We start from the raw sequence: 22,573 nt of genomic DNA, 5'->3' as shown, positions 1-22,573 counted from the left end.
GGTTAATGAGAAGTGAGATCCACTTTCCAGGGCAGAAGTTCGGCCACTTTATTACAGGGCCGCTCCGGCAGTACGCTCAGGATATGACGCAGATAAGCCCCCGGGTCGATTCCGTTGAGTTTGCACGTACCGATCAGGCCGTACAGCAGTGCGCCGCGCTCACCACCATGGTCGCTGCCGAAGAAGATATAATTTTTTTTCCCCAGACAGACGACCCTCAACGCCCGTTCCGCTGCGTTATTGTCAGGTTCCGTCAGCCCCTCATCGGCGTAATAACACAACGCATCCCATTGGTTCAACGTCTACGCGAACGCTTCACCCAACCGGGATTTTTTCGACAGCGTCGCGCTTTTATCCACCATCCACTCATGGAGTGAGTCGAGTAACGGTTTAGCTCGGGCCTGTCTGACTGACTGCCTTTCTGCTTCCAGCCTGCCGCGTATTTCTTCCTCTATAACGTAGAGTTCACCGATGCGTTTCAGGGTTTCCTCGGCTGTGGCAGTCTGGGTACTGATATACACATCATGGATTTTTCCACGGGCGTGCGCCCAGCATGCAGCTTCGATCAGTGCACCGCCTTCACGTTCTGCACTGAACAACCGGTCATAACCGCCGTACGCATCAGCCTGCAACACGCCACTATATTGGCGAAGATGCTGTTGCGGATGTTTTCCCTGCCGGTTCGGCGAGTAGGCGAACCAGGCCGCCGGTGGGTCTGATGAACCAGCGTTACGGTTATCGCGGACATACGTCCAGAGCCGCCCGGTTTTCGTCTTCTTCCTGCCCGGGGACAACACTGGCACCGGCGTATCGTCGGTATGAAGTTTGCGGGTATCCATGACGTAGCGGTACAGTGCTTCGTCCAGCGGTGCCATTAACCGGCAGCAGGCATCTACCCAGTTGGAGAGCAAGGCTCGACTCAGGTCCACGCCCTGACGGGCCAGGATTGCAGTTTGACGATACAAGGGCAAGTGTTCGCCGTATTTTGACGTCAGCACCCGGGCCAGCAGGCTAGGCCCTGCGATGCTGCGGTCAATGGGACGCGAGGGGGCGGGGGCTTCAACAATGCAGTCACACTTTACGCACGCCTTTTTCACCCTGACGGTGCGGATGACTTTCAGAGCGCAGGCGACCAGTTCCAGCTGTTCTGCGCTGACTTCGCCGAGATATTTAAGGTCACTTCCGCACTAGGACAGCCAGTTTCCACGGGCTCAAGGCGGTTCATCTCACGCGGAAGGTGTTCGGACTGGCGAAGCTGACGGGGAACCTGCGGGTCGTTTTCCCGACCGCTGTGACGGTCACCCGCCTGCTCGTGCAGTTTCAGCACCGCTTCAGCCTCTTCCACCTGTCGGCGAAGTTTTTCAGAGCGGGTACCGAACAGCATCCGGCGCAGCTTTTCCAGTTGCGCACGCCGATGCTCTATTTCCCGCTCTTCGTTTTCTATCTTTTCTTCTGCACGGGCCAGCGCCGAGCGCAGGAAGGACTCAGTCTCTTCCACGAGGCTGAGTTTACTATTTTTCTGTCGGAGCTTTTCTTCAAGGGCTGCGATGTGTAGTGGTCAACTAAAACTGGCCACCGCGTTAGAGTTTTTCCAGTATCGGTTTTCCGATTCGTTTGGTGGTAACCCACCGTTATATTCATGCGGCCTGAGCGCGCTGTAATACCCAACGATATAGTCCGTTATTGCGTGGGCTGCATCGCTGAAGTTTATGTAACCCGTCACCGGTACCCATTCGTTCTTCAGACTCCTGAAGAAGCGCTCCATTGGGCTATTATCCCAGCAGTTTCCACGCCGACTCATACTCTGTCTGATCCGATACCTCCACAGTGACTGCCGGAACTGTCTGCTTGTGTAATGGCTGCCCTGATCGCTGTGGAACATCACTCCGGCTGGTTTTCCCCGGGCCTCCCACGCCATCTCCAGCGCTTTGATGGTCAGCCTGCTGTCCGGTGAGAACGACATTGCCCAGCCCACCGGTTTTCTCGCGAACAGGTCGAGAACAACGGCGAGGTAGGCCCAGCGCCTGCCTGTCCAGATATAGGTCACATCGCCACACCACACCTGATTAGGCTCTGTCACTGCGAACTGCCGCTCAAGGTGATTCGGGATAGCGATGTGTTCAAGGCCACCGCATTTATACCGATGAGTGGGCTGTTGACAACTGACCAGCCCCAGCTCTTTCATGAGCCTGCCGGCGAGCCATCGTCCCATCCTGAAGCCCTTCATGGTTGCCATAGTTGCGATACTCCTTGCGCCAGCAGAGCCATGGCTGACGCTATGCAGTTCCAGTACCTGGCTGCGTAATACAGCTCGTCTGCCATCTGGTTTTTCAGGACGGTTTTTCCAGTATTTGTAGCTGCTGCGATGAACCCCGAACACGTGGCAGAGTGTGACCACCGGATAATGCGCTCTGAGTTTCCCGATTATCGAGAACTGTTCAGGGAGTCTGACATCAAGAGCGCGGTAGCCTTTTTTAATATTTCGTTTTCCATTTCAATACGTTGTATTTTTTTCCTCAGCTCACGTATTTCAATTTGTTCAGGAGTAATGGGAGAGGCTTTAGGTATTTTTCCCTGCCGCTCATCACGCAACTGCTTCACCCATCGCGTCATTGTGGAAAGGCCGACATCCATAGCACTGGCTGCATCTGCCACGGTGTAGTTCTGGTCAACGACCAGTTGAGCGGATTCGCGTTTGAACTCTGCACTGAAATTTCTTTTTTTCATTGAAGCACCTGTAATGTCCTGAGGTGAGCATATCACCTCTGTTCAGGTGGCCAAATTCAGTGTGCCACTACACTCCGATAGTGGATCGGTTAGTGTTGACACTGATCAATCGTCAGCAGGTCAAGCCTAATGATTTTACAACAGATATTCTGGGTGGTATCGCCATGAAGGAGGATACTCGACGATTGTTGTTACAAAGCTGGCAAGCCAGAAAACAGGAAGAGATCACCCATCCGTTCTTGGGGGAAAAAGTAGCTGTTGGCTTGTTGCCTCATGTGCAGGCCATGTTGCTGGCACAACATTTGCGCGGCGATTTGGCGGAATATCCACCTTATTTTCATCGATGAAGGAATGCGGCCATGATGGTACTGGTGACCTACGATGTCTCTCTGGAAGATCCTGAGGGACCGCGTCGATTGCGTCATTTGGCGAAGATCTGTCTGGACTATGGTGTACGTGTACAGTACTCGGTGTTTGAATGCGAAGTGGAACCTGCTCAGTGGGTGCGGTTTAAGGAACAGCTGTTGAAGGCGTATGAGCCGGGTGTGGATAGCCTGCGTTTTTATCGTCTAGGCAAGGAGTGGCGTGGCAAGGTGGAGCACCATGGTGCCAAACCGGCCTTGGATATTTTCAAGAGTGACCTGATTATCTGAACGCCAACCGGTAGTACTCATTAAAACTCAGGGAGGATGGCGTTTTTCAACTGATTGATAAAATGGATCATATTGAAAGACAGCCTTTCGAGAGTGCCTATTTGTGGTTCCCCTCATGGGGTTGGCGCAGAATAGGGTTCCTCGGTAGACTGTCTCTGCCTTTGCAAGAAGGCGGTCGCACCCCACGCGGGTGCGTGGATTGAAACTCTTAGTTTGTAGGTGATGCCGTTAATCTCGTGGGTCGCACCCCACGCGGGTGCGTGGATTGAAACCCCTACCTCAGCTAGGCTGTAGTACGTAGCTACAAGTCGCACCCCACGCGGGTGCGTGGATTGAAACCTTAGATGCTGATGATATTACGCTCAGGCCTACTGTCGCACCCCACGCGGGTGCGTGGATTGAAACTGCTGCTTGTAGCTAGAAAGCTCTACTACAACTGTCGCACCCCACGCGGGTGCGTGGATTGAAACCCAATCGTTGAATACGATGGGGCTACATCTAGCTGTCGCACCCCACGCGGGTGCGTGGATTGAAACCAATTAACACCGTTTACTATAGAACTTACAGTGTGTCGCACCCCACGCGGGTGCGTGGATTGAAACATGATGCGCTCAAAAACCTTACCAAGTAGGCCGTAGTCGCACCCCACGCGGGTGCGTGGATTGAAACCATGTTAGGGAAGTTTTTCTTCAACTGGTCAGTAAGTCGCACCCCACGCGGGTGCGTGGATTGAAACTCACGATCGGCCTGCGCCTGTTCTGCGATTGGCTGGTCGCACCCCACAGCGATGGCTGTGCCACCGAAATGGCGAATCTTTTCCACAACTTCATGTGCGCAATCTTCACGCTCCCGGTACCCAATCCCAATACAAACTTTATGTCCTTTGTTTGCAAGGCAGAGGGACGCTACCCGTCCGATGCCACGATCGCCACGGGCCATATCACATTCTCCGTCCGGTTGTTGTCTATCGGCACCCGGCCATCCTCCAGGTAAACCCGTAACGCCACCCACCGCTTCAGTGCATAATCGATAGCTTTGCGTATCCCCGAGTTCGCCGCCGTCTTCTGCTGTTTCAGCTGCCGCCAGCTTTCGAACGCCGCCGACCACGGTTTCGCATAACGCTGACGTCATCGTCGTCGTTGTTCTGCCGGACGTTGCCTTATCCAACGCCCCAGTTTGTACATTTCACGGATAGTGGTTAATGCCGTCTCCGCCACCGGACTGCCGTTTGCCCTGTACTGGTCGAAGAACTTCCGACGCACATGGGCCCAGCAGCCCGCTTCTTTCACACCACCTTCGTCGAATAATGCCCGGTAGCCAGCATACCCGTCCACAACCAGCGTCCCCTGCCAGTTATTCAGCATCGCTTGGGCATAGGTGCCGCTGCGCCCTGGCTGACAGTCATACACCACTACGGGCCGGATTGACCCGGCTGCACTGGCGTACACCCACAAGTAGCCTTTCTGGCTTTTGCCTTTCTCGGGGTTGAGCAACAGCAACAGCGTTTCATCCTCCTACAGCACCGCTTGCTGTAACAAGTCCCGGTGCAACGCTTCTGCCAGAGGCCTCAGCGCAGCACCCACCGCACCGAATCAGTCGGCCAGCGTGCTGCACGTGATATCGACGCCCTGGCGCAGGTAGATTTTCTGCTGGAGGTACAGCGGCAGTAACGCCTGGGTTATCTGTGGAACAGTCTGATGTCGTTAAAACAGGATCATGCCGTTTGCGCAGCACAGGAATACCTACCCTTCATCTTTCAAACTGCGGCTATATCGGCGGTACCTTCTCCCGCCAGTCACTGACTTGAGTAAGCGCTTGGCACCTGGTGCGCCTTGCCACAGCTTGCAATCTATTGGGCATCTGCACCAACGGACTCTTGCTCCGCCTGCGGATTACGGCTGATCAACATCGCATCGCCGTAACTAAAGAAGCGGTATTGCTCGGCTACCGCCTGCAGATAAGCGTTCATGGTGTTTTTATAGCCAGCGAAAGCGGCAACCAACATGATTAGCGTCGATTCCGGCAAGTGAAAATTGGTTACTAGCGCGTCAACCACCTGATAGCGATAGCCTGGAGTGATAAAGATGCGGGTATCGCCGAAGAATGGGGCAATCAGCGCGGGCTTGCTGGCATTGGCGGCACTTTCCAGCGAGCGCACCGAGGTGGTGCCCACCGCCACCACGCGTTTTCCGCGTGCTTTACAGTCCAGCACTGCATCAACCACCTCCTGCGATACCTCAGTGTATTCCGCATGCATCATATGCGCTTCAATGGTCTCCACCCGCACCGGCTGGAAAGTGCCAGCACCAACATGCAAGGTAACAAAGGCCATCTTAATGCCTTTCGCGCGCAGCGCAGCCAACAGCGGTTCGTCGAAGTGCAGGCCAGCGGTCGGCGCGGCGACAGCGCCCGGTTTCTCACTGTAAACCGTCTGATACAGCTCGCGATCGGCGTCTTCGTCCGGGCGATCGATATACGGCGGCAGCGGCATATGACCAACGGCATTGAGAACGCTGAATACATCACGATTATCATTAAAACGCAGCTCAAACAGTGTGTCGTGACGTGCCACCATGGTGGCAGCGATGCTTTCGTCATCACCCAACAGCAGTTCGGCACCCGGCTTCGGTGCCTTGGAGGCGCGAACGTGCGCCAACACGCGGTGATCGTCGAGCACGCGCTCCACCAGCACTTCTACCTTGCCGCCGCTGGCCTTGCGGCCAAATATACGCGCCGGGATCACCCGGGTATTGTTAAACACCAACAGATCGCCAGCTTCCAGCTTGTCCAGCAAATCGGTAAATACACCGTGCGTCAGTTCCCCGCTCGGCCCATCCAGTTGCAATAAGCGGCAACTGCTGCGTGCAGGCTGCGGATAGCGGGCAATCAGGGAGCCAGGGAGTTCAAACGAAAAATCGGCAACGCGCATGGGTATTCACTTCTTCACTATAAGATGGCTGATGAAAATAGGCGGCCTAGTCTAAAGCTGTAGGCAGTCAGCAGCAAGAAATAAGCAAGATGTACTTAGAACCTATCCTATTAGGCACTTAACGTCGGGTATCTACCCATCATAGTTGAAACCGCCTCTTTGTTGGCTGCGCCATTCGGCCCATCTCAGGATTCCCCCTGACGAACTTGCCTGCCGCTTTACGGCATTCAAATCAGTTCCTGGCAGATTTATCACTCACACGAATCACTTGTTCGTGTAAGCTCGGGGTTAGCGACCCCCATCCCTGCGGGCCAGTGTTTGACGCCTTAGTGCAACGCCCATTATTTAGGGTATAGTGGCCGGATGAATTTTCTCGCTCATCTCCATTTGGCCATGTTGGCGCAAAGCTCTTTGCTGGGCAATCTGCTGGCGGACTTCGTGCGTGGCACCGATCACCCTTGACGTCGTTTGGGATCACTTTCTGGCGCGCCACTGGCAACAGTTGGAACCATTAAGCAGCCTACACAGTTTCACCCAGCAGGCGCGCAGCCAAATTGTGCCGTACCTGCCGCTGACGCCGCCACGCTTTCAGAACCTAAACCGCTACCTGTGGCCAGAACGCTGGCTAGAACGCTATGCCGAATTACCATTTATCGCCAAAGTGCTGCAAAGTATGGCCACCCGCCGCCCACGCCTCGCCGCGTTGGCGGGATCCTTCGCCGACATCGAACGCCATTACCCTCAGCTTGAAACACACTTTTGGCAGTTTTACCCACAGATGATGCAACAGGCGAAAGACAAAAAGCTGTAAAGTCAAGTTCAAAAAACTGAAATTGCGGCGCTTTTCAAGAAAATATTTTTTATACTTGCCCTTTTTCAGGAAAAAGTTATTTTGATTTTTTATAAATTTAACATACGGATTTAATAGGTAAAACCTATCTCATCGATGGGTGTTTTACCCTTTATCCACCCAGTCGCGGCTCTTATACTGGCCAGTGCTTTTTCTCTCAACCCCTTAACAACTTTTACAGGAGTCATTATGGTTCTGGTAACTCGTCAAGCCCCTGATTTTACTGCTGCTGCCGTATTAGGCAACGGCGAAATTGTTGAAAACTTTAACCTAAAGAAGCACCTGAACGGCAAGCCGGCGGTTTTGTTCTTCTGGCCGATGGACTTCACCTTCGTATGTCCTTCTGAGCTGATCGCTTTCGATCACCGCTATGAAGAGTTCCAGAAGCGTGGCGTTGAAGTGGTTGGCGTTTCATTCGATTCAGAGTTCGTCCATAACGCATGGCGTAAAACCCCGGTCGAAAACGGCGGCATCGGTGAAGTGAAATACGCCATGGTTGCTGACATTAAGCGTGAAATTCAGCAAGCTTACGGCATCGAACACCCAGAAGCTGGCGTTGCGCTGCGCGGCTCCTTCCTGATCGACAAAGACGGTGTGGTACGCGCGCAGGTTGTCAACGACCTGCCAATCGGCCGTAACATCGACGAAATGCTGCGTACCGTTGACGCACTGCAATTCCACGAGCAACACGGCGAAGTGTGCCCGGCTCAGTGGGAAAAAGGCAAAGCAGGTATGGGCGCATCTCCAGACGGTGTCGCTAAATACCTGTCCGAGAACGCTGCCAAGCTGTAATTTCAATCTGCAAGTGAATCAGCCGGCTCACGTGGCCGGTTTTTTTATCCTTTTTAGATCCCGCCCACAATGTGGGCTTTACTTCCTCGTTTCCGCTCACATTTCTCAGCCTGGTTACTCTACTCTCTCCTTATCGGTATCTATTATCAAGATGCACAACAACACAGGCTTGCTGCTCTTTGCAAGCAAAGCAAATACCAAAAAAATTTACAGGGTAAGGGTAACTATGCTTTTACAGAAATGGGGCAAACCAATGACCGCGGCACTATTGCTAGCCAGCTGTAGCCTGCATGCGGCTTCCAATCCGGCGGTAGAAGCCCCAAATAGCATGGTGGTAACCTCACAGCACCTGGCCTCACGCCGACATCCTAAAAATGGGCGGCAATGCGATAGATGCTGCGGTGGCGGTTGGCTACGCGCAGGCGGTGGTCAACCCCTGCTGCGGCAATATCGGCGGTGGCGGCTTTATGACCATCCACCTGGCCGATGGTACCGATACCTTTATTAACTTCCGTGAAGTCGCGCCGGCGGCGGCTAGCGCCCAAATGTATCTGGACGCTGTCGGCAAGGTGAAGAAAGATACCAGTTTATACGGCTATCTGGCAGTAGCCGTACCAGGCACGGTGCTAGGTATGGAAACTGCACGCGAGAAATACGGTAAGCTGAGCCGCCAGCAGTTGTTAGCACCGGCGATCAAACTGGCGCGCGAAGGCTTTGTGCTGACCCGTGCCGACCCGTGCCGACACCGATGTCCTCGACACCACCATCGCACGTTTCAAACAAGATCCTGAGTCCGCCAAGATCTTCCTACGCCCAGACGGCACGCCATTGCAGCCGGGCGATCGCTTGGTACAGCGCGATCTGGCCAATACGCTGTCAGCCATCGCCAAAGACGGCACGGATGCATTTTACAGAGGCAAAATCCCGCAGGCAGTGGCAGCGGCGGCCATCCATACCATGACCGAAGCGATGCGCCACGCTTAGGTTGGCCTACCAGGCGCAATAGGCGTCAATCCAGATAGCTCAGGTAACGACTCTGCGGTATCCGGCAGAGTGCGCGAAGGCTACCTGTACGGTGCCAACGACGTCCGCCTTCCTGCTGGCTCGGCCGTCGGATATTGATGTACTAACCCTATCGGGGCGGGAAACTGGCCCCATTTCCCTCGCGTTTGTCGTTGCTCCACTTCACATTCTCCGGGCAGCGGCAATCTGCACACCCAGCATCGGCATGCCGCATTCGCCATACGCTGTTTTCAGTTCTGCGGTTGCTCAAGTGCCGCCCGTTTCTTTTGGTAGTTGATTTTAAAGTAATAACCCACCAGCAACGCCATCACCCAAACCAAACCGGCGTATAACGATACGCGGGTGGTTGGAAAGTAACCGATCAGGCCGATGATAAACGCCAGGAAGATAATCGCCATCATCGAGGTAAATACCCCGCCACGTAGTGGGAACGCCAGATTACTCACCTGCGTTTTACTCAGGCTGCGACGGAAGGCGATCTGTGAGAACAGGATCATAATCCATACCCAAACGGTGGCAAAAGTGGCCAGCGAAGCGATCACCAGGAACACGTTTTCCGGCATGATGTAGTTGAGATATACCGCCAGCAACAGCGCCAACAACATCACCATCACCGTCACCCACGGGATACCCCTCTTGGAGACTCTATTGAACATCTTCGGCGCATGGCCTTGCTCGGCCATGCCATGCAACATGCGGCCGACGCCGAACACATCACTGTTAATCGCCGACAGTGACGCGGTGATCACCACAAAGTTAAGGATACTCGCCGCCATGGTGATGCCCATGTGTTGGAAGGTCAGCACGAACGGACTACCATTGGTGCCCACTTGGTTCCACGGATAAATCGACATGATGACCAACAGCGTGCCGACATAGAACACCAGAATACGCCACGGCACCGAGTTGATGGCCTGCGGGATCGATTTTTTCGGATCTTTGGCTTCACCGGCGGTAATACCGATGATTTCGATACCACCGTAGGCAAACATCACCAATTGCAGCGACAAGATCATCCCGATAAAACCGTTGCTGAAGAAGCCACCATTAGACCAAAGGTTATGAATGCCCGTTGGCTGCCCGCCGTTGCCAATCCCCCAGATAATCATGCCGACACCGGCAACGATCATAATGGTGATAGTGGCAACCTTAAAAAACGAGAACCAGAACTCCAGTTCACCGAACACCTTAACGCTCATCAGGTTGATAGCCCCGATAATCAGCACCACACTCAACACCCAGATCCATTGCGGCACCTCAGGGAACCAGACCCCCATATAAATACCGAAAGCGGTCACATCGGCGATGGCAACGATCAAAATTTCAAAGCAGTAGGTCCAACCAGTGATATACCCTGCCATCGGCCCAAGATAATCCTGCGCGTAGCGGGAAAAAGAACTGGCCTGCGGGTTATTGACCGACATCTCACCCAGTGCACGCATAATGATAAAGGCCACAATGCCGCCGATCAGATAAGCCAACAGCACACTGGGGCCTGCCATCTTGATAGCGTCCGCCGATCCGTAGAACAACCCGGTGCCAATAGCCGAACCCAGCGCCATAAAGCGGATATGACGCGCATTAAGACCAGGTTTCAACTTATTGGCGGGAGAGGGGGGGGGTGGCTGTTGTTGCATAAAATGACCCATAATTTTGGAACATAAAAAGCCACGGATCAGTCCGTGGCCCTCGATTAAACCGGGGGTTTATTAGCACGTGGTCACTTTTTCACGCGTACACACCCGATCATAAATCGCTACCAGCACTAACATCAATAGTGAAGGCAGCAACCAGGCCAGCCCTTGCTCCGCCAGCGGCAGGTGATGGGCCCACGTCGGCAGCAGGTGTTGGAGGCTGGACGCCTTCACTGCATCAAGGATACCAAACAACAAGCTGATCAGCATCACCATCGCTATAATGCGCGGCGCGTTGTTCCACCAGCCCAAAGTGAAGCTCAGCAGCACCAGCACAATGCACGGTGGGTAAATCGCCGTCAGCACTGGGATGGAGATTTGGATCAGGTGGCTCAGGCCCAGATTGGATACCACCATCGAGAACAAGCCTAAGATAAATACCAGCGTTTTGTAGGAGAACGGCAGATATTGGGCGAAGAACTCGGCGCAGGCACAAGTCAGACCTACCGCAGTCACTATACAAGCGATAAAGATCAATGCTGCCAAGAAGAAGCTGCCTAAGTTGCCGAAGGTATTCTGCACGTAGGCATGCAGGATCACCGCACCGTTGGTGGCCTCAGGCACTAATACGCCGCTACCCGACCCCAGTTTGAACAGGCTCAGGTAAACCAGCGTCAGACCTACACCAGCGATCAATCCGGCCAGGATGGTGTAACGCGTCAGCAGGCCAGTGTCTTTTACGCCGCGAGAACGCGCGGCGTTGACGATGACGATGCCAAACACCAGCGCACCCAAGGTGTCCATGGTTAGATAGCCGTTAACAAAGCCAGAGGAGAAAGCCATCGTCTGATAAGTGTTAGTTGCTGAGATCGGCGTACCCACTGGCCACAGCAGCGCGGCGATACCCAGAACAGCCAGCGCCACAATTTTTAGCGGTGCCAACACATGACCAACGGTGTCGATCAGGCGGTTTGGATACAAGGAAATGCCGATCACCAGCGCAAAGTACACCAGGCTGTAGAGAAACAGGGGCATGTCACCATGACCGATCAGCGGGGCAATACCCACTTCAAAGGATACGGTGGCGGTGCGCGGGGTGGCGAACAATGGGCCTACCGCCAAATAGCAGAGGGTCGCCAGCAACAGGCCAGCACTGCGGCCAATCGGCGTGCTTAGCGCGTCAATACCGCCGCCGACGCGCGCCAACGCAATCACGGTAATGACCGGTAACCCCACGGCGGTGATCAGGAACCCGAGCGCAGCGATCCAGACGTGTTCGCCGGATTGCAGACCAACCATTGGCGGGAAAATGATGTTCCCAGCGCCGACGAATAAAGCAAAGGTCATGAAACCCAATGCCAGAATATCTTTTGATGTTAAACGATGACTCATACGATGCCGTGCTGCCTATTAAAATGAAAAAAATGTCCGATAGTCCAGTGACAATATGCTCACCCAGTTGCCAGATTGCCGTTTCATCATCAGGATAAAATAAGAGCAAAAAACGCGTGACGCCGGACGTTTTACCCTTATTTCGACAGTCACCACTAAGGGTTATGGGTAAGGTTTCAGGATTTTATATCCTCGTAATACTTCAAGTTGCATGCGCTTGCTGCTTTGCGCCGTCTTCCTGCAACTCAAATTATTTTGGGTATAAAGCGGAGATCTAATCCAGCAACAGGCAATAAGGTAAACTTTTATAGCGCTCAAAGGCAAGGCGCAGGGTAAAAAGCAGAGTTATCATCTAAATGGCATTCACCAACCAGTCGATCATGTTAGATATCAATAAATATACACTACATGATTTGTGCTCTTTCTTGCTTAGCCCCTCGTAAAACTAGAAGCCTACAGCACGCTGCTCCGGGATAACGCAAGCAATGCAGAGACCAGCCCACGGAAAATTCGACTCATGCCGGTCTCTTACGCGTTAATTTTTCGCCGCCTTTTCTGATAAATCAGCGGGAACAGCCAACCGGTTAGGCAAGGTAAAAATAAACCGTGTCCCCATCCCCAGCTCGCTATAAATCTCCAACCGTGCATGGTGATGGCTGAGCGCATGCTTGACGATCGCCAGCCCCAGTCCGCTGCCGCCGGTCTGGCGCGAACGTGCCGGGTCAACACGGTAAAACCGTTCGGTCAGGCGCGGGAGATGCTCAGCGGCGATGCCCGGCCCGTTATCATCGATCTGGAACTGCGCGCCGTGCGGCGTCTGCTGCCAGCTCACGGCAATATTCGTCCCCGCCGGGGTATGGGTGATGGCGTTGTACACCAGGTTCGATACCGCACTGCGCAACTGCTCTTGATTGCCGAATACCTTGAGCTGCTCATTCACCCGGAAGATCATTGCGTGCTTGCCGCCGCTCAGCGACTGCGCCTCGCGCTGTAGCACCCGTAGCATCAGCGGAATATCCACCCATTCATTCATTTTCACATTGGGGGTTGCCTCAATGCGCGACAACGTTAGTAATTGCGTGACCAGCCCGTCCATACGCCGAGCCTGCTCCTGCATGGTATCCAGCGCCTTAGCGCACAGTGCAGCATCTAGCGATTCGTTGCTCATCATTTCCAGATACCCCTGCAATACCGTCAGTGGCGTGCGCAACTCATGGCTGACATTGGCGAAGAAGTTGCGTCGTACATTCTCCAACTGGCGCATTTGGCTCACATCACGCGCTACTATCAGCAACTGGCCTTCGGCATAGGGCATCACACGGAACTCAACATGGTGTTCGTTATTCAGTTGCAACGTCAGCGGATGTGAAAATGCCTGCTGCTGCAAATAGTGGCTGAACTGCGGATAACGCAACAGATTGAGGATGTGTTGACCATTGTCTTCCGGCCAGCGAAAGCCGAGCAGATGCTGCGCCAACCCGTTGCACCAGAAGATGTTACCTTCGACGGTGGTTATCACCACCGCATCGGGCAGCGACTCAGCCCCGCTACGAAAGCGTTTGATCAGTAAAGCCAGTTCACGGCGGCGGCGGCGATTACGCTGCTGCATTTGGTACAGCCCATAGAACAGCGGTTGCCAATTCCAGCGCCCGGCTGGTGGCGTCATGCTGCGGTCAACCCACAGCCAGTGAGAAAGTTTATGTTGGTTGTAAAAATTCCATGCCAGCGCAGCCAGTACAGACACCAGCAGCAACCAAGACAGATAACCGATAATCACCCCCAGCAGCAATGCTGGCAGACAGAAAAGAACCAGCTCAAGAGCGAGCCTCTTCCAGGACAGGCGGTCTAACACGACATATTCTCCAGCGCAGTGCCATCAATAACGCGTTGAGAACCGATAGCCGGCACCCCGAATAGTTTGCACCATTTTATCATGACCGCTGGTCTCTAGCGCCTTACGAAGCCGACGGATATGCACGTCAACAGTGCGGTCTTCCACATAAACGTTAGTGCCCCATACCTGATTCAGCAATTGTTCGCGGCTATAGACACGCTCCAGGTGGGTCATAAAAAAATGCAGCAGCTTGAACTCCGTTGGCCCCATATTCAACGCCTGATCGTTAGCTATCACGCGGTGTGAGGCGGGGTCGAGACTCAACCCCTGCATTTCAATCACCTCTTCTACTGCCATGGGGGAAATGCGGCGCATTACCGCCTTGATGCGCGCCACCAATTCCTTGGGCGAAAACGGCTTGGTGATATAATCATCTGCCCCCACTTCCAGCCCGCGTACCCGATCTTCTTCTTCACCGCGCGCAGTTAACATCATCACAGGAATATCGCGGGTTAGCGCTTCACGTTTCATATGTTTGATAAACTGAATACCAGAACCGCCGGGTAGCATCCAATCGAGCAACACCACATCAGGGAATGGCTCAGACAGGCGCATCACCGCACTGCCATAGTCTTCAGCTTCCATCGGTTGGTAACCATTCTGTTCCAGCACCAAGCACACCATTTCACGGATCGGCGCTTCGTCTTCCACCACCAGTATGCGTCTTGCCATGATCAATCCTGCCAATGTGTTAACGATCTCTATTATTAGGCTATGCTGCGCCATTATGCGTCAATTTTGTGACATTTTTTTGACTGCTCCCCAGCGCTTCAGAAAACCGAGGTTTCTCGGCGGCCTGCTGATGAATACCAAGACACCGGCGATCCCGCATGGGAACGCAAATGGTGCCAGCGTACCAAGCGAACCCTAGAGGAGGAGCACAGCCCCAAACCTACAACATACACTCTGTATCGCTCTACCGCGCACCCGTTCACCTCTCCCCTGAGTGACCGCCATGGTTTGAACACGCACCTCATCTGAATTGAGATGCCAAGAGAGTGAATGATACTCCCTCTGCGAAACACATTGATCATTGGGCTGGGGTTCTATTCAGGACAAATAAAGCCTTGATGGTTCGTCGTTATAATTAAGAATGCTTAGAACCTAATGGAATAGGTTCTGAGTGATATGCCCTATGGCAAGCCAGAGCTCGTGACCGGAGCGCGGTGAACCGGAAAATTGAAGAAAAACTTTATCAACGACAGCACAAAAATGCGTATTTTCGCCAATCCCAACACGACCCGTTAATGGGGAGCCTACATTGACATCAAGGGAAAATAATTTACCCCTCAGACAATATTTGAAGGCGTAAAAGCCAAAAAAGGCTGATCGCTACATATTTTTATTATGTGGGTTTTTTCATCGTTAGCTTCGGCACGGATCATGCCAGGCGACGCTACTATCGTTCTACCTATTGCGTTAGCTAATTTCTGTGCAATAGAGCCATCTGCATCGTCACTCCCTGCTTTACAAGCTGCCAGAATCAGCGGGGAGCTATTATCAGAATCATTATAACCATCTAGCCTAGTGATATAATCAGAAAATGATTCTGGCGATATTTTTTTGTTTTTAATGATTAAATCACGTCCGTTTGAATGCATGAAGACCGCAGAACTCCCACTTTCGGGGAAATATTCAGAATCAGACGAAGAGCAAGAAAATCTACTTAAGTTAACGTGCGGGCACCAAATAAAGTCCAGCATGCCATCATTTGATAAATGTGATGACCACCTTACATTTATCTCATTCTCAGTACCCTGACAGTCATAAAACCCTAGGGGTTCAGCGGTATTCATACATGATGCGATATTGTCTGCCAGCGGCAGAGGTGGGCCACTTTCGCTTTCTGTTTTTGAAGAAGCAGTCTGTAACGAAAGAGATGGATCAGAAGATGTTGACGATACCATAAAATTTAACTCCAAGATTAATGGGAAATAAATATCAACTAAAGCCCCCAATCAATATTTTTCAGATGATTTTTTTAGGCTTTATTAAGCACAGGGCATGGTGGTGAATAAGGTGTGATGTCTATAATGGGTTGAATATCATGCCACGCAGGGTAACCTCGTCACCGCTCATTCATGCTGATGTGGCACTTATCTGCGAATTCAATGAGCCATGACCACTATTATGCTATTTGCATTCATCTGATGTGGTAGATGGCCATGGGATAGAGGGGAGTGTTTTAATGATTTTTTGGAGAATGGTATTTACTCCTACATTTACTCCTGCATTTAATAACCCTGCATTTATTCTTTCGTTAGTGATGACTTAATGAGTAAAACATATTTTAAGAGATATGCCAGGTTTATCGTTCGACACTTCGCAAATTGGCAACGTTAGGCGATAATTTTGTTGGCGCTGCCTGCTTTTGGCATACTCAGGTTGCATTCTGTAGTAGCCCCGTTTAAACCGGACACTTCATCAATAAGACTTAGGCATAGGCCGATGTTTAAGGAGTGTCTTGTGCAAGGAATCGAAGTGCCCACTGGCGAGCAGAAGAGAAGAGCCGTTTTGTTGCGCTGTCCATGCAGCCCGACTATTCCGTTTCTCTGGTTGCCCGGCAATATGACATTACCCCCAGTCTGCTTTTTAAAGGGAAACGACTTATGAATGATGGTGGTCAATCTGCGATCGCCGCTGGCGATGAAGTTGTCAGTGTCTCTGAAATTAAGGCCCTGGAGAAAAAGGTAAAACAGCGTGAGCAGATGCTGGGCCGCAAAACCATGGAAGCCGAAATCCTTCGCGATGCGCTGGAGATAGCGCAGTCAAAAAAGTTGATATCGCGTATGCCATTGCTGCCCCCGGACGATATCCGCTCATCCGAATAACGCAGGTACTGAAGGTGTCACGGTCTAACCTTTATGAACGCCTGAGTGGGCTGCGACAGCCACGCACTGTGCGTTACAGTAAAGAAGCCGAGGAGGCGTTGCTGTCATTCATCCGTCAGATATGCAGCCGACGTGCAACCAACGGCTATCGGAGGGTGACTGCACATCTGAACCGGGAGTTGAAGGAGGCACGTCGCCGGGTAAATCCCAAACGGCTATACCGGATCATGAAACTCAATAAGCTGCGACTGGCAAAGTCGGGGTATGAGAAAAAACACCGAAACCATACAGGCAACGTGATCACGCTGAAACCGGATACCCGGTGGTGGTCTGACGGCTTTGAAATCCGCTGGTGGAACCGTGAAGTGGTACGGGTGGTGTTCAGTCTGGACTGCTGCGATCGCGAAGCCATCAGTTGGAGTGCCACCACCGGGGGTATCAGCAGCGAAATAGTGCAGGATCTGCTGACAGAAAATCTGGAAAAACGGTTCGGAAACACGCTGAAGGTTCCCCATCCGATACAATGGCTGACGGATAACGGCAGCTACTACATAGCTGATGCTACGCGTACGTTCGCCAGGTCACTGGGGTTCATCGTATGCACAACACCGGTGCGCAGCCCGGAAAGTAGCGGCATGGCAGAATCGTTCGTGAAGACATTCAAGCGGGATTATGTCTACATAAATGATCTGCCGGATGCGGCATCAATGCTGGAAAAGCTGGCTGAGTGGATGGCAGATTATAACAACTGGCATCCGCATAAGGGGCTGAAAATGAGATCCCCACGCGAATACCGTGAAGCCGTATTAGCGGTTAATTAACTGTGTCCGTTTTAGCAGGGGCAACTCCACATTCATTGATCCTCTTCAGCATATCGTGGGTGCTATTTTCCCTCTGTATGCAGCGAAGTATTGTCGGCTATCCGGTATGGATGTATTTATTTCCACCCAGCTTCTTTCACCTGTGTCGATTAATGCCATATTTGCTGTTAGATGATTTACCGAACTGAGGAAAATAAGCCAGTAACTAAGAGCCTATCCCAGTAGGCGTACATTGTTGGACACCGACAGCGCGCAACCACCACAGTGTACAGGGAGTCCGTGAGGAGGATGAGCACTGCCCAAGGTCAAAATGGCAAATAAAATAACCTAATGGGATAGGTTCCAAGAAACTAAATGCATCACGACAACCCTCTCAGCGCCCTTTATAATCACCGCCATCACCTTATCGCCCTGGGAGTACCATGCGCCTGATCCACACTTCTGACTGGCATCTTGGTCAGTACTTTTACACCAAAAGCCGCGCTGCTGAGCATCAGGCTTTTCTGCGCTGGCTGATCGTACAAATCGAGCAGCAACAGGTGGATGCGCTGATCGTCGCCGGGGATCTGTTCGACACCGGTTCTCCCCCCAGCTACGCTCGCGAGTTGTACAACCGCTTTGTGGTGGAACTGCAGCACACTGGCTGCCAGTTGGTGGTGCTGGGCGGCAACCACGATTCCGTGGCGATGCTCAATGAATCGCGTGAACTGCTTTCCTGCCTGAATACTACCGTGATCGCCAACGCGCAGACCGAGATTGAACGACAAATTGTGGTGCTCAAGCAACGCGATGGCCAGCCGGGTGCGGTGCTATGCGCCATTCCATTTCTGCGGCCACGCGATCTACTCACCAGTCGGGCGGACGAATCCGGCACACAGAAACAGCAGGCGCTACAAGCGGCCATCGCCGAACACTACCAGATGCTGTATCGAGCAGCTTGCGCCCGTCGTGACCAGTTAAACCTGCCGTTACCGATCGTCGCCACCGGCCACCTAACTACCGTCGGTGTCACCACCTCCGACTCGGTGCGCGATATCTATATCGGTACGCTGGACGCCTTTCCAGCGCAGGCGTTTCCCCCCGCCGACTACATCGCACTGGGCCATATCCACCGCGCGCAGAACGTGGCCAAATCGGCACATATCCGCTATAGCGGCTCGCCGATCCCACTCAGCTTCGATGAGTTGAGCAAAGCCAAAAGTGTGTTTATGGTTGACTTCACCGCCGAGGGTAGCCTGCAACAGGTTACGCCGCTGGCAATCCCCTGCTTCCAGCCGATGCAACTGATCAAGGGCGATTTGCGACAGATAGAACAACAGTTGCAGCAGTTCGCCAATTACCAGGGTGACTTACCGGTGTGGCTGGATATCGAAGTGACCACACAGCACTACCTCAGTGACATCCAGCGCCGCATTCAGCAAATGGCAGAGACGCTGCCAGTGGAAGTGCTATTGCTACGGCGCAGTAAAGAACAGCGACGACAGACGATCAAGCAGCAGGATAAAGAAACGCTCAACGAACTGAGCGTCAACGAGGTCTTCGAACGGCTGTTGACGCAGCACCCAGAGATGGTCGAAGAGCGCCGGCAACAGATGCGCCAAATGTTCCAGCAGGTGGTCGCCGAGGTACAACACCTTCCCCAGGAGCCGAACCCATGAAAATCCTTAGCCTACGATTAAAAAACCTCAACTCATTACAGGGCGAATGGAAGATTGATTTCACCACCGAGCCTTTCGCCAGCAACGGGCTATTCGCTATCACCGGGCCGACCGGCGCAGGTAAAACCACCCTGCTCGATGCCATCTGCCTGGCGTTGTATCATCAAACGCCGCGCCTCGTGGTGTCGCCAAGCCATAACCAACTCATGACCCACCACACCGCCGAATCGCTAGCAGAGGTCGAATTTGCAGTGAAAGGCATCGGTTACCGTGCCTTTTGGAGCCAGCGGCGGGCAAAAAATGCCCCCGATGGCAACTTGCAGCCCCCAAAGGTCGAGCTAGCACTGCGCGAGGGCGGCAAGATCCTGGCAGACAAGGTGCGCGACAAGCTGGAACTGACTACCGCCATCACCGGGTTGGATTTCGACCGTTTCACCAAATCGATGATGCTGTCTCAAGGGCAGTTCGCCGCCTTCCTCAATGCCAGCGCCAATGATCGCGCCGCATTGCTGGAAGAACTGACTGGCACCGAGATCTATGGTCGCCTCTCGGAGCAGGTGTTCGAACAACACAAGCAGGCCAAGGCCGATCTGGATGCATTGCACCAGTGCGCCAAGGGTATCGACCTGTTGAGTCATGAGCAGCGCCAGCTGTTGGAAAACCAATTGACGGCGCTGAGCGCACAGGAAAACACCCTTGATCAGCAGGCCCAGCAGCAACAACAAGCACTGAGTTGGCTGCAACAGTGGCAACAAGCCCTACGGCAACACCAAGCCTATCAGCGGCAACTCTCCACTGCACAGCAGGAACAGGCGGACGCCGCGCCGCAGTTGCAGCAATTGGCGCGCAGCGAACCCGCAGAAAAGCTGCGCCCGTGGCGCAACGAGCGCGATCGTTGCCGCAGTGAGCACCAAGCCTTGCAGCAGCAACTAAACCAGTTAGTACAGCAACAGGAGCAACAGCGGGCGCAAAGGGTGCCGCTGCAACTGGCGCTGGAAAAATCCCGCCTTGAGCAGCAAACGCAGGCTGACCATATGCAGCAACAGCTCGCGCTGATTGATGAACAGGTCACACCGCTCGACCAGCACATCGCCCACTTGCAAGCCACCCAAGCTGAACGGCGTCAGGCCAGCGAAACCGCCGGCCAGCAGTGCGCACAGCAGCAAACGGCGTTAGAGCAGCTCAATGCCGAACGCAGGCAACTGACGGCGCAAACCACTCAGTATCAGCAACGGTTGGATGCACTTACCGGAGAACTGACCACTGAGCAACAGCGACAGCAGGCACTGGAAATAGCCTCGCCACAAGCTGCCTTGTACCAACGCATGGCGACGCTGGCGGATCTGCGCCCGGCGCGCCAACAGCTGTCTACGCTGTCTGTGTTGTACCGCCAGACCCTCGATCGGCTGGAACAGCAGCGCAAGGAGCATGCCAACGGCCGGGCACAGTGGTTCGAGCTGCAACAGCAGCAGGAAAACACCCACCAACAGTACCAGCAACACCAAGCGCAGCTGCTGGAGGTGGAGACAATCGTTGAGTTGGAAAAGCGCATTGTCAGCCTGGAGGCCGAACGCGCACGGCTACAAAGCGGTACACCCTGCCCGCTATGTGGCTCTACCGACCACCCGGCCATCGCCCAATACCAAAGGGTAACGCCCTGCAAAACTGAACGCCGCCTGATGGAGATGCGCGCCAAATCCGAGGCGCTTTACACCGCCAGCACCGAGCTGAACACACGCGTCGCCAGCCTGGGCGAACAGCAACAACGCCAGCAGCAGGCGATAACGCAGACTGAACAACAACTGGCCGACCAACAGCAGCAATGGCAACAGCTCAGCGCACTGCTGGCGCTCGATGTTACCCTGTCAGACGCCGAACGGCTGAATAGTTGGCTTAGCGCCTGCGACGAAGAAGAGCGCCAGGGGCAACAGTGGTTGCTACAGCACCAACAAGCGGCACGCACAGTGCAACAGGCCAAAGATCGATTGGCCGCACTGCAAAATGAACAACAGCAAGCGCAACAGCAGCAGGCACGGCTGGATGAACGTTATATGCTGTCGAAAAAAAACCATGCAGAAAGCCTGCAGCAACAGCAGCGCCTACAGCAACAGTGGCAGGACGGTGAGAAAATCCTGGGTGAACAACGCGCCCAGCGGCTGGCGTTATTCGGCGAACAGCAGGTGGCCCAAGTGCGCGAGCGGCTGCGCGCTGACCAGATAAGCCGTGAGCAAGCCAACCAGCAAGCCACCGAGCAATGGCAAAAGGCGCAAGAGCAGCTTGACCGCCTGAGCGGTCAATTGGCCGCCCTGCAACAACAGCAACAGCAGCAGAGCGAACGGCTACAGCAGGCGGAGCAGACCTGGCAGCAAGCGCTGGCTAGCAGCGAATTCGCCGACGAGTTTGCCTTCAGCAGCGCCCTGCTGGATGATGCGCAGCGTCAACAGTTACAACAGCGTAAAGAGCGGTTACAGCAGCGGCGGGTCGAAGCCAGCGCCCTGCTGGCGCAAGCCACGCAAACGCTGGAGCTGTATCGACAAACCCGCCCTGAGGGAGTGGATGAAGTCCGCAGCGACGCCGAGGCGCTCAGCCAGTCTCTGGCCGAGTTAGCGCAACAGTTGAAGGCGCTGCAACAGCAGCAGGGGGAAGTGCGTAACCAACTGGAAAGCGACGCCGCTCGGCACCTCAATCAGCAATCGTTGTTTGAGCAAATCAACCAAAGCCAGCAGCAGTACCATGACTGGAGCCAGCTTAATCAGTTGATCGGCTCGCAAAGTGGCGACAAATTTCGTCGCTTCGCCCAAGGGTTGACACTCGATCATCTGGTTTACCTGGCCAATAACCAGCTTGGCCGGCTGCACGGGCGCTATCTGCTACAACGAAAAGCCAGTGAAGTGTTGGAGCTACAAGTGGTAGACACCTGGCAGGCGGATGCGCTGCGCGACACCCGTACCCTGTCCGGTGGCGAGAGCTTCCTGGTGAGTCTGGCGCTGGCGCTGGCACTTTCCGATCTGGTGAGCCACAAAACCAGCATCGACTCGCTGTTCCTGGATGAGGGTTTTGGCACGCTGGATACCGAAACCCTCGACACCGCGTTGGATGCGCTGGACAGCCTGAATGCTTGCGGAAAAACCATCGGCGTGATCAGCCACATTGCGGCGATGCAAGAGCGCATCCCGGTACAGATCAAGGTGAAAAAAAACAACGGTCTGGGCATCAGTCGGCTGGAGCCACAGTTTCGCCTGGAATAATTCGGCCCGGCCATCTGGCAGCGGGGGAGAAATGTGACCATGGTAGCAGTCTGCTGTGAAAGGCATTGAGCCGCCATCTGCAAGGGTTATCATGTCTCAATAAACAGGATTGTACTGTACG

General features: G+C 53.7%; 13 protein-coding genes, 4 pseudogenes and 1 CRISPR repeat array. Of the genes and pseudogenes, 8 read left to right on the top strand and 9 right to left on the bottom strand.

Features of this window, described 5'->3' with window-relative positions; genetic code table 11:
- Positions 1-2: 2 nt before the first annotated feature.
- A pseudogene (tnpC, locus tag SYMBAF_RS03590) lies at positions 3-1,549 on the bottom strand (IS66 family transposase).
- Positions 1,550-1,558: 9 nt separating this feature from the next.
- Positions 1,559-2,727, bottom strand: a protein-coding gene (locus SYMBAF_RS03585; RefSeq protein WP_152609001.1) for an IS3 family transposase whose coding sequence is annotated in 2 segments (ribosomal slippage) — positions 1,559-2,478 and positions 2,478-2,727 — 1,170 coding nt in all. Because the reading frame shifts where the segments join, the coding sequence is not laid out codon by codon here.
- Positions 2,728-2,750: 23 nt separating this feature from the next.
- On the opposite strand from SYMBAF_RS03585, the gene SYMBAF_RS03580 reads away from it, so the two are divergent.
- Positions 2,751-3,074 (top strand): CRISPR-associated endonuclease Cas1, encoded by a 324-nt coding sequence (locus SYMBAF_RS03580; protein WP_082026816.1) that lies wholly within the window; start codon positions 2,751-2,753, stop codon positions 3,072-3,074.
- A gap of 12 nt (positions 3,075-3,086) precedes the next feature.
- A complete protein-coding gene (cas2, locus tag SYMBAF_RS03575; RefSeq protein WP_040263088.1) occupies positions 3,087-3,380 on the top strand; it encodes a CRISPR-associated endonuclease Cas2 in 294 nt (97 codons plus the stop codon).
- Between the two features lie 174 nt (positions 3,381-3,554).
- A CRISPR array of direct repeats spans positions 3,555-4,116; the repeat unit is 32 nt; unit sequence GTCGCACCCCACGCGGGTGCGTGGATTGAAAC.
- A gap of 190 nt (positions 4,117-4,306) precedes the next feature.
- On the opposite strand, the pseudogene tnpC (SYMBAF_RS17520) reads toward cas2, so the two are convergent.
- Together tnpC (SYMBAF_RS17520) and queA are read right to left on the bottom strand one after the other, a co-directional pair.
- Positions 4,307-5,047, bottom strand: a pseudogene (tnpC, locus tag SYMBAF_RS17520) (IS66 family transposase); the annotation flags it as partial.
- Between the two features lie 182 nt (positions 5,048-5,229).
- Complete coding sequence (queA, locus tag SYMBAF_RS03560; protein ID WP_160758772.1) at positions 5,230-6,309, bottom strand: tRNA preQ1(34) S-adenosylmethionine ribosyltransferase-isomerase QueA; 1,080 nt, start codon at positions 6,307-6,309, stop codon at positions 5,230-5,232.
- Between the two features lie 363 nt (positions 6,310-6,672).
- Between queA and SYMBAF_RS03555 the strand changes: the two are divergent.
- The 3 genes and pseudogenes from SYMBAF_RS03555 to SYMBAF_RS03545 form a co-directional block, all read left to right on the top strand.
- Positions 6,673-7,120 (top strand): annotated as a pseudogene (locus tag SYMBAF_RS03555) (ACP phosphodiesterase).
- Positions 7,121-7,348: 228 nt separating this feature from the next.
- A complete protein-coding gene (locus tag SYMBAF_RS03550) occupies positions 7,349-7,951 on the top strand; it encodes a peroxiredoxin C (protein WP_040263091.1) in 603 nt (200 codons plus the stop codon).
- Between the two features lie 226 nt (positions 7,952-8,177).
- A pseudogene (locus SYMBAF_RS03545) lies at positions 8,178-8,899 on the top strand (gamma-glutamyltransferase); the annotation flags it as partial.
- A 305-nt stretch (positions 8,900-9,204) separates the two neighbouring features.
- On the opposite strand, the gene proY reads toward SYMBAF_RS03545, so the two are convergent.
- The 5 genes from proY to SYMBAF_RS03520 all read right to left on the bottom strand — a co-directional run bounded on the left by proY (position 9,205) and on the right by SYMBAF_RS03520 (position 15,852).
- Positions 9,205-10,611: a proline-specific permease ProY gene (proY, locus tag SYMBAF_RS03540; RefSeq protein ID WP_040263093.1), complete on the bottom strand. Its 1,407-nt coding sequence runs from the start codon at positions 10,609-10,611 to the stop codon at positions 9,205-9,207.
- Between the two features lie 72 nt (positions 10,612-10,683).
- Positions 10,684-12,000 (bottom strand): branched-chain amino acid transport system II carrier protein, encoded by a 1,317-nt coding sequence (gene brnQ, locus SYMBAF_RS03535; RefSeq protein WP_040263095.1) that lies wholly within the window; start codon positions 11,998-12,000, stop codon positions 10,684-10,686.
- Between the two features lie 535 nt (positions 12,001-12,535).
- Positions 12,536-13,852: a phosphate regulon sensor histidine kinase PhoR gene (phoR, locus tag SYMBAF_RS03530; protein WP_040263097.1), complete on the bottom strand. Its 1,317-nt coding sequence runs from the start codon at positions 13,850-13,852 to the stop codon at positions 12,536-12,538.
- 24 nt (positions 13,853-13,876) lie between these two features.
- Positions 13,877-14,566, bottom strand: a complete 690-nt coding sequence (gene phoB, locus SYMBAF_RS03525) for a phosphate response regulator transcription factor PhoB (RefSeq protein WP_040263099.1) — start codon at positions 14,564-14,566, stop codon at positions 13,877-13,879.
- Positions 14,567-15,183: 617 nt separating this feature from the next.
- Positions 15,184-15,852, bottom strand: coding sequence for a hypothetical protein (locus SYMBAF_RS03520; protein WP_152609018.1), 669 nt, complete (start codon positions 15,850-15,852; stop codon positions 15,184-15,186).
- Positions 15,853-16,353: 501 nt separating this feature from the next.
- Here SYMBAF_RS03520 and SYMBAF_RS03515 point away from each other — a divergent pair.
- The 3 genes from SYMBAF_RS03515 (at position 16,354) to sbcC (ending at position 22,452) form a co-directional block, all read left to right on the top strand.
- A protein-coding gene (locus tag SYMBAF_RS03515; RefSeq protein WP_152609019.1) for an IS3 family transposase occupies positions 16,354-17,546 on the top strand; the annotation gives its coding sequence in 2 pieces (ribosomal slippage) (positions 16,354-16,666 and positions 16,666-17,546; 1,194 coding nt in all).
- A gap of 422 nt (positions 17,547-17,968) precedes the next feature.
- The gene (sbcD, locus tag SYMBAF_RS03510; protein ID WP_040263107.1) at positions 17,969-19,204 is read left to right on the top strand and encodes an exonuclease subunit SbcD; all 1,236 of its coding nucleotides are present in this window, start codon (positions 17,969-17,971) and stop codon (positions 19,202-19,204) included.
- Positions 19,201-22,452, top strand: coding sequence for an exonuclease subunit SbcC (sbcC, locus tag SYMBAF_RS03505; RefSeq protein WP_040263109.1), 3,252 nt, complete (start codon positions 19,201-19,203; stop codon positions 22,450-22,452). Before sbcD ends, sbcC begins: the two co-directional genes overlap by 4 nt.
- Positions 22,453-22,573: the final 121 nt, after the last annotated feature.

This window comes from Serratia symbiotica, assembly GCF_000821185.2.
Taxonomy (GTDB): domain Bacteria; phylum Pseudomonadota; class Gammaproteobacteria; order Enterobacterales; family Enterobacteriaceae; genus Serratia; species Serratia symbiotica.
This window is presented reverse-complemented; position numbering and strand designations above follow the sequence as displayed.

Excerpts from the sequence above, each read along its gene's own strand:
- SYMBAF_RS03550 (WP_040263091.1), top strand. The coding sequence starts at position 7,349 with ATGGTTCTGGTAACTCGTCAAGCCCCTGATTTTACTGCTGCTGCCGTA.
- phoB (WP_040263099.1), bottom strand. The coding sequence starts at position 14,566 with ATGGCAAGACGCATACTGGTGGTGGAAGACGAAGCGCCGATCCGTGAA.
- proY (WP_040263093.1), bottom strand. The coding sequence starts at position 10,611 with ATGCAACAACAGCCACCCCCCCCCTCTCCCGCCAATAAGTTGAAACCT.
- sbcC (WP_040263109.1), top strand. The coding sequence starts at position 19,201 with ATGAAAATCCTTAGCCTACGATTAAAAAACCTCAACTCATTACAGGGC.
- sbcD (WP_040263107.1), top strand. The coding sequence starts at position 17,969 with ATGCGCCTGATCCACACTTCTGACTGGCATCTTGGTCAGTACTTTTAC.
- queA (WP_160758772.1), bottom strand. The coding sequence starts at position 6,309 with ATGCGCGTTGCCGATTTTTCGTTTGAACTCCCTGGCTCCCTGATTGCC.
- cas2 (WP_040263088.1), top strand. The coding sequence starts at position 3,087 with ATGATGGTACTGGTGACCTACGATGTCTCTCTGGAAGATCCTGAGGGA.
- brnQ (WP_040263095.1), bottom strand. The coding sequence starts at position 12,000 with ATGAGTCATCGTTTAACATCAAAAGATATTCTGGCATTGGGTTTCATG.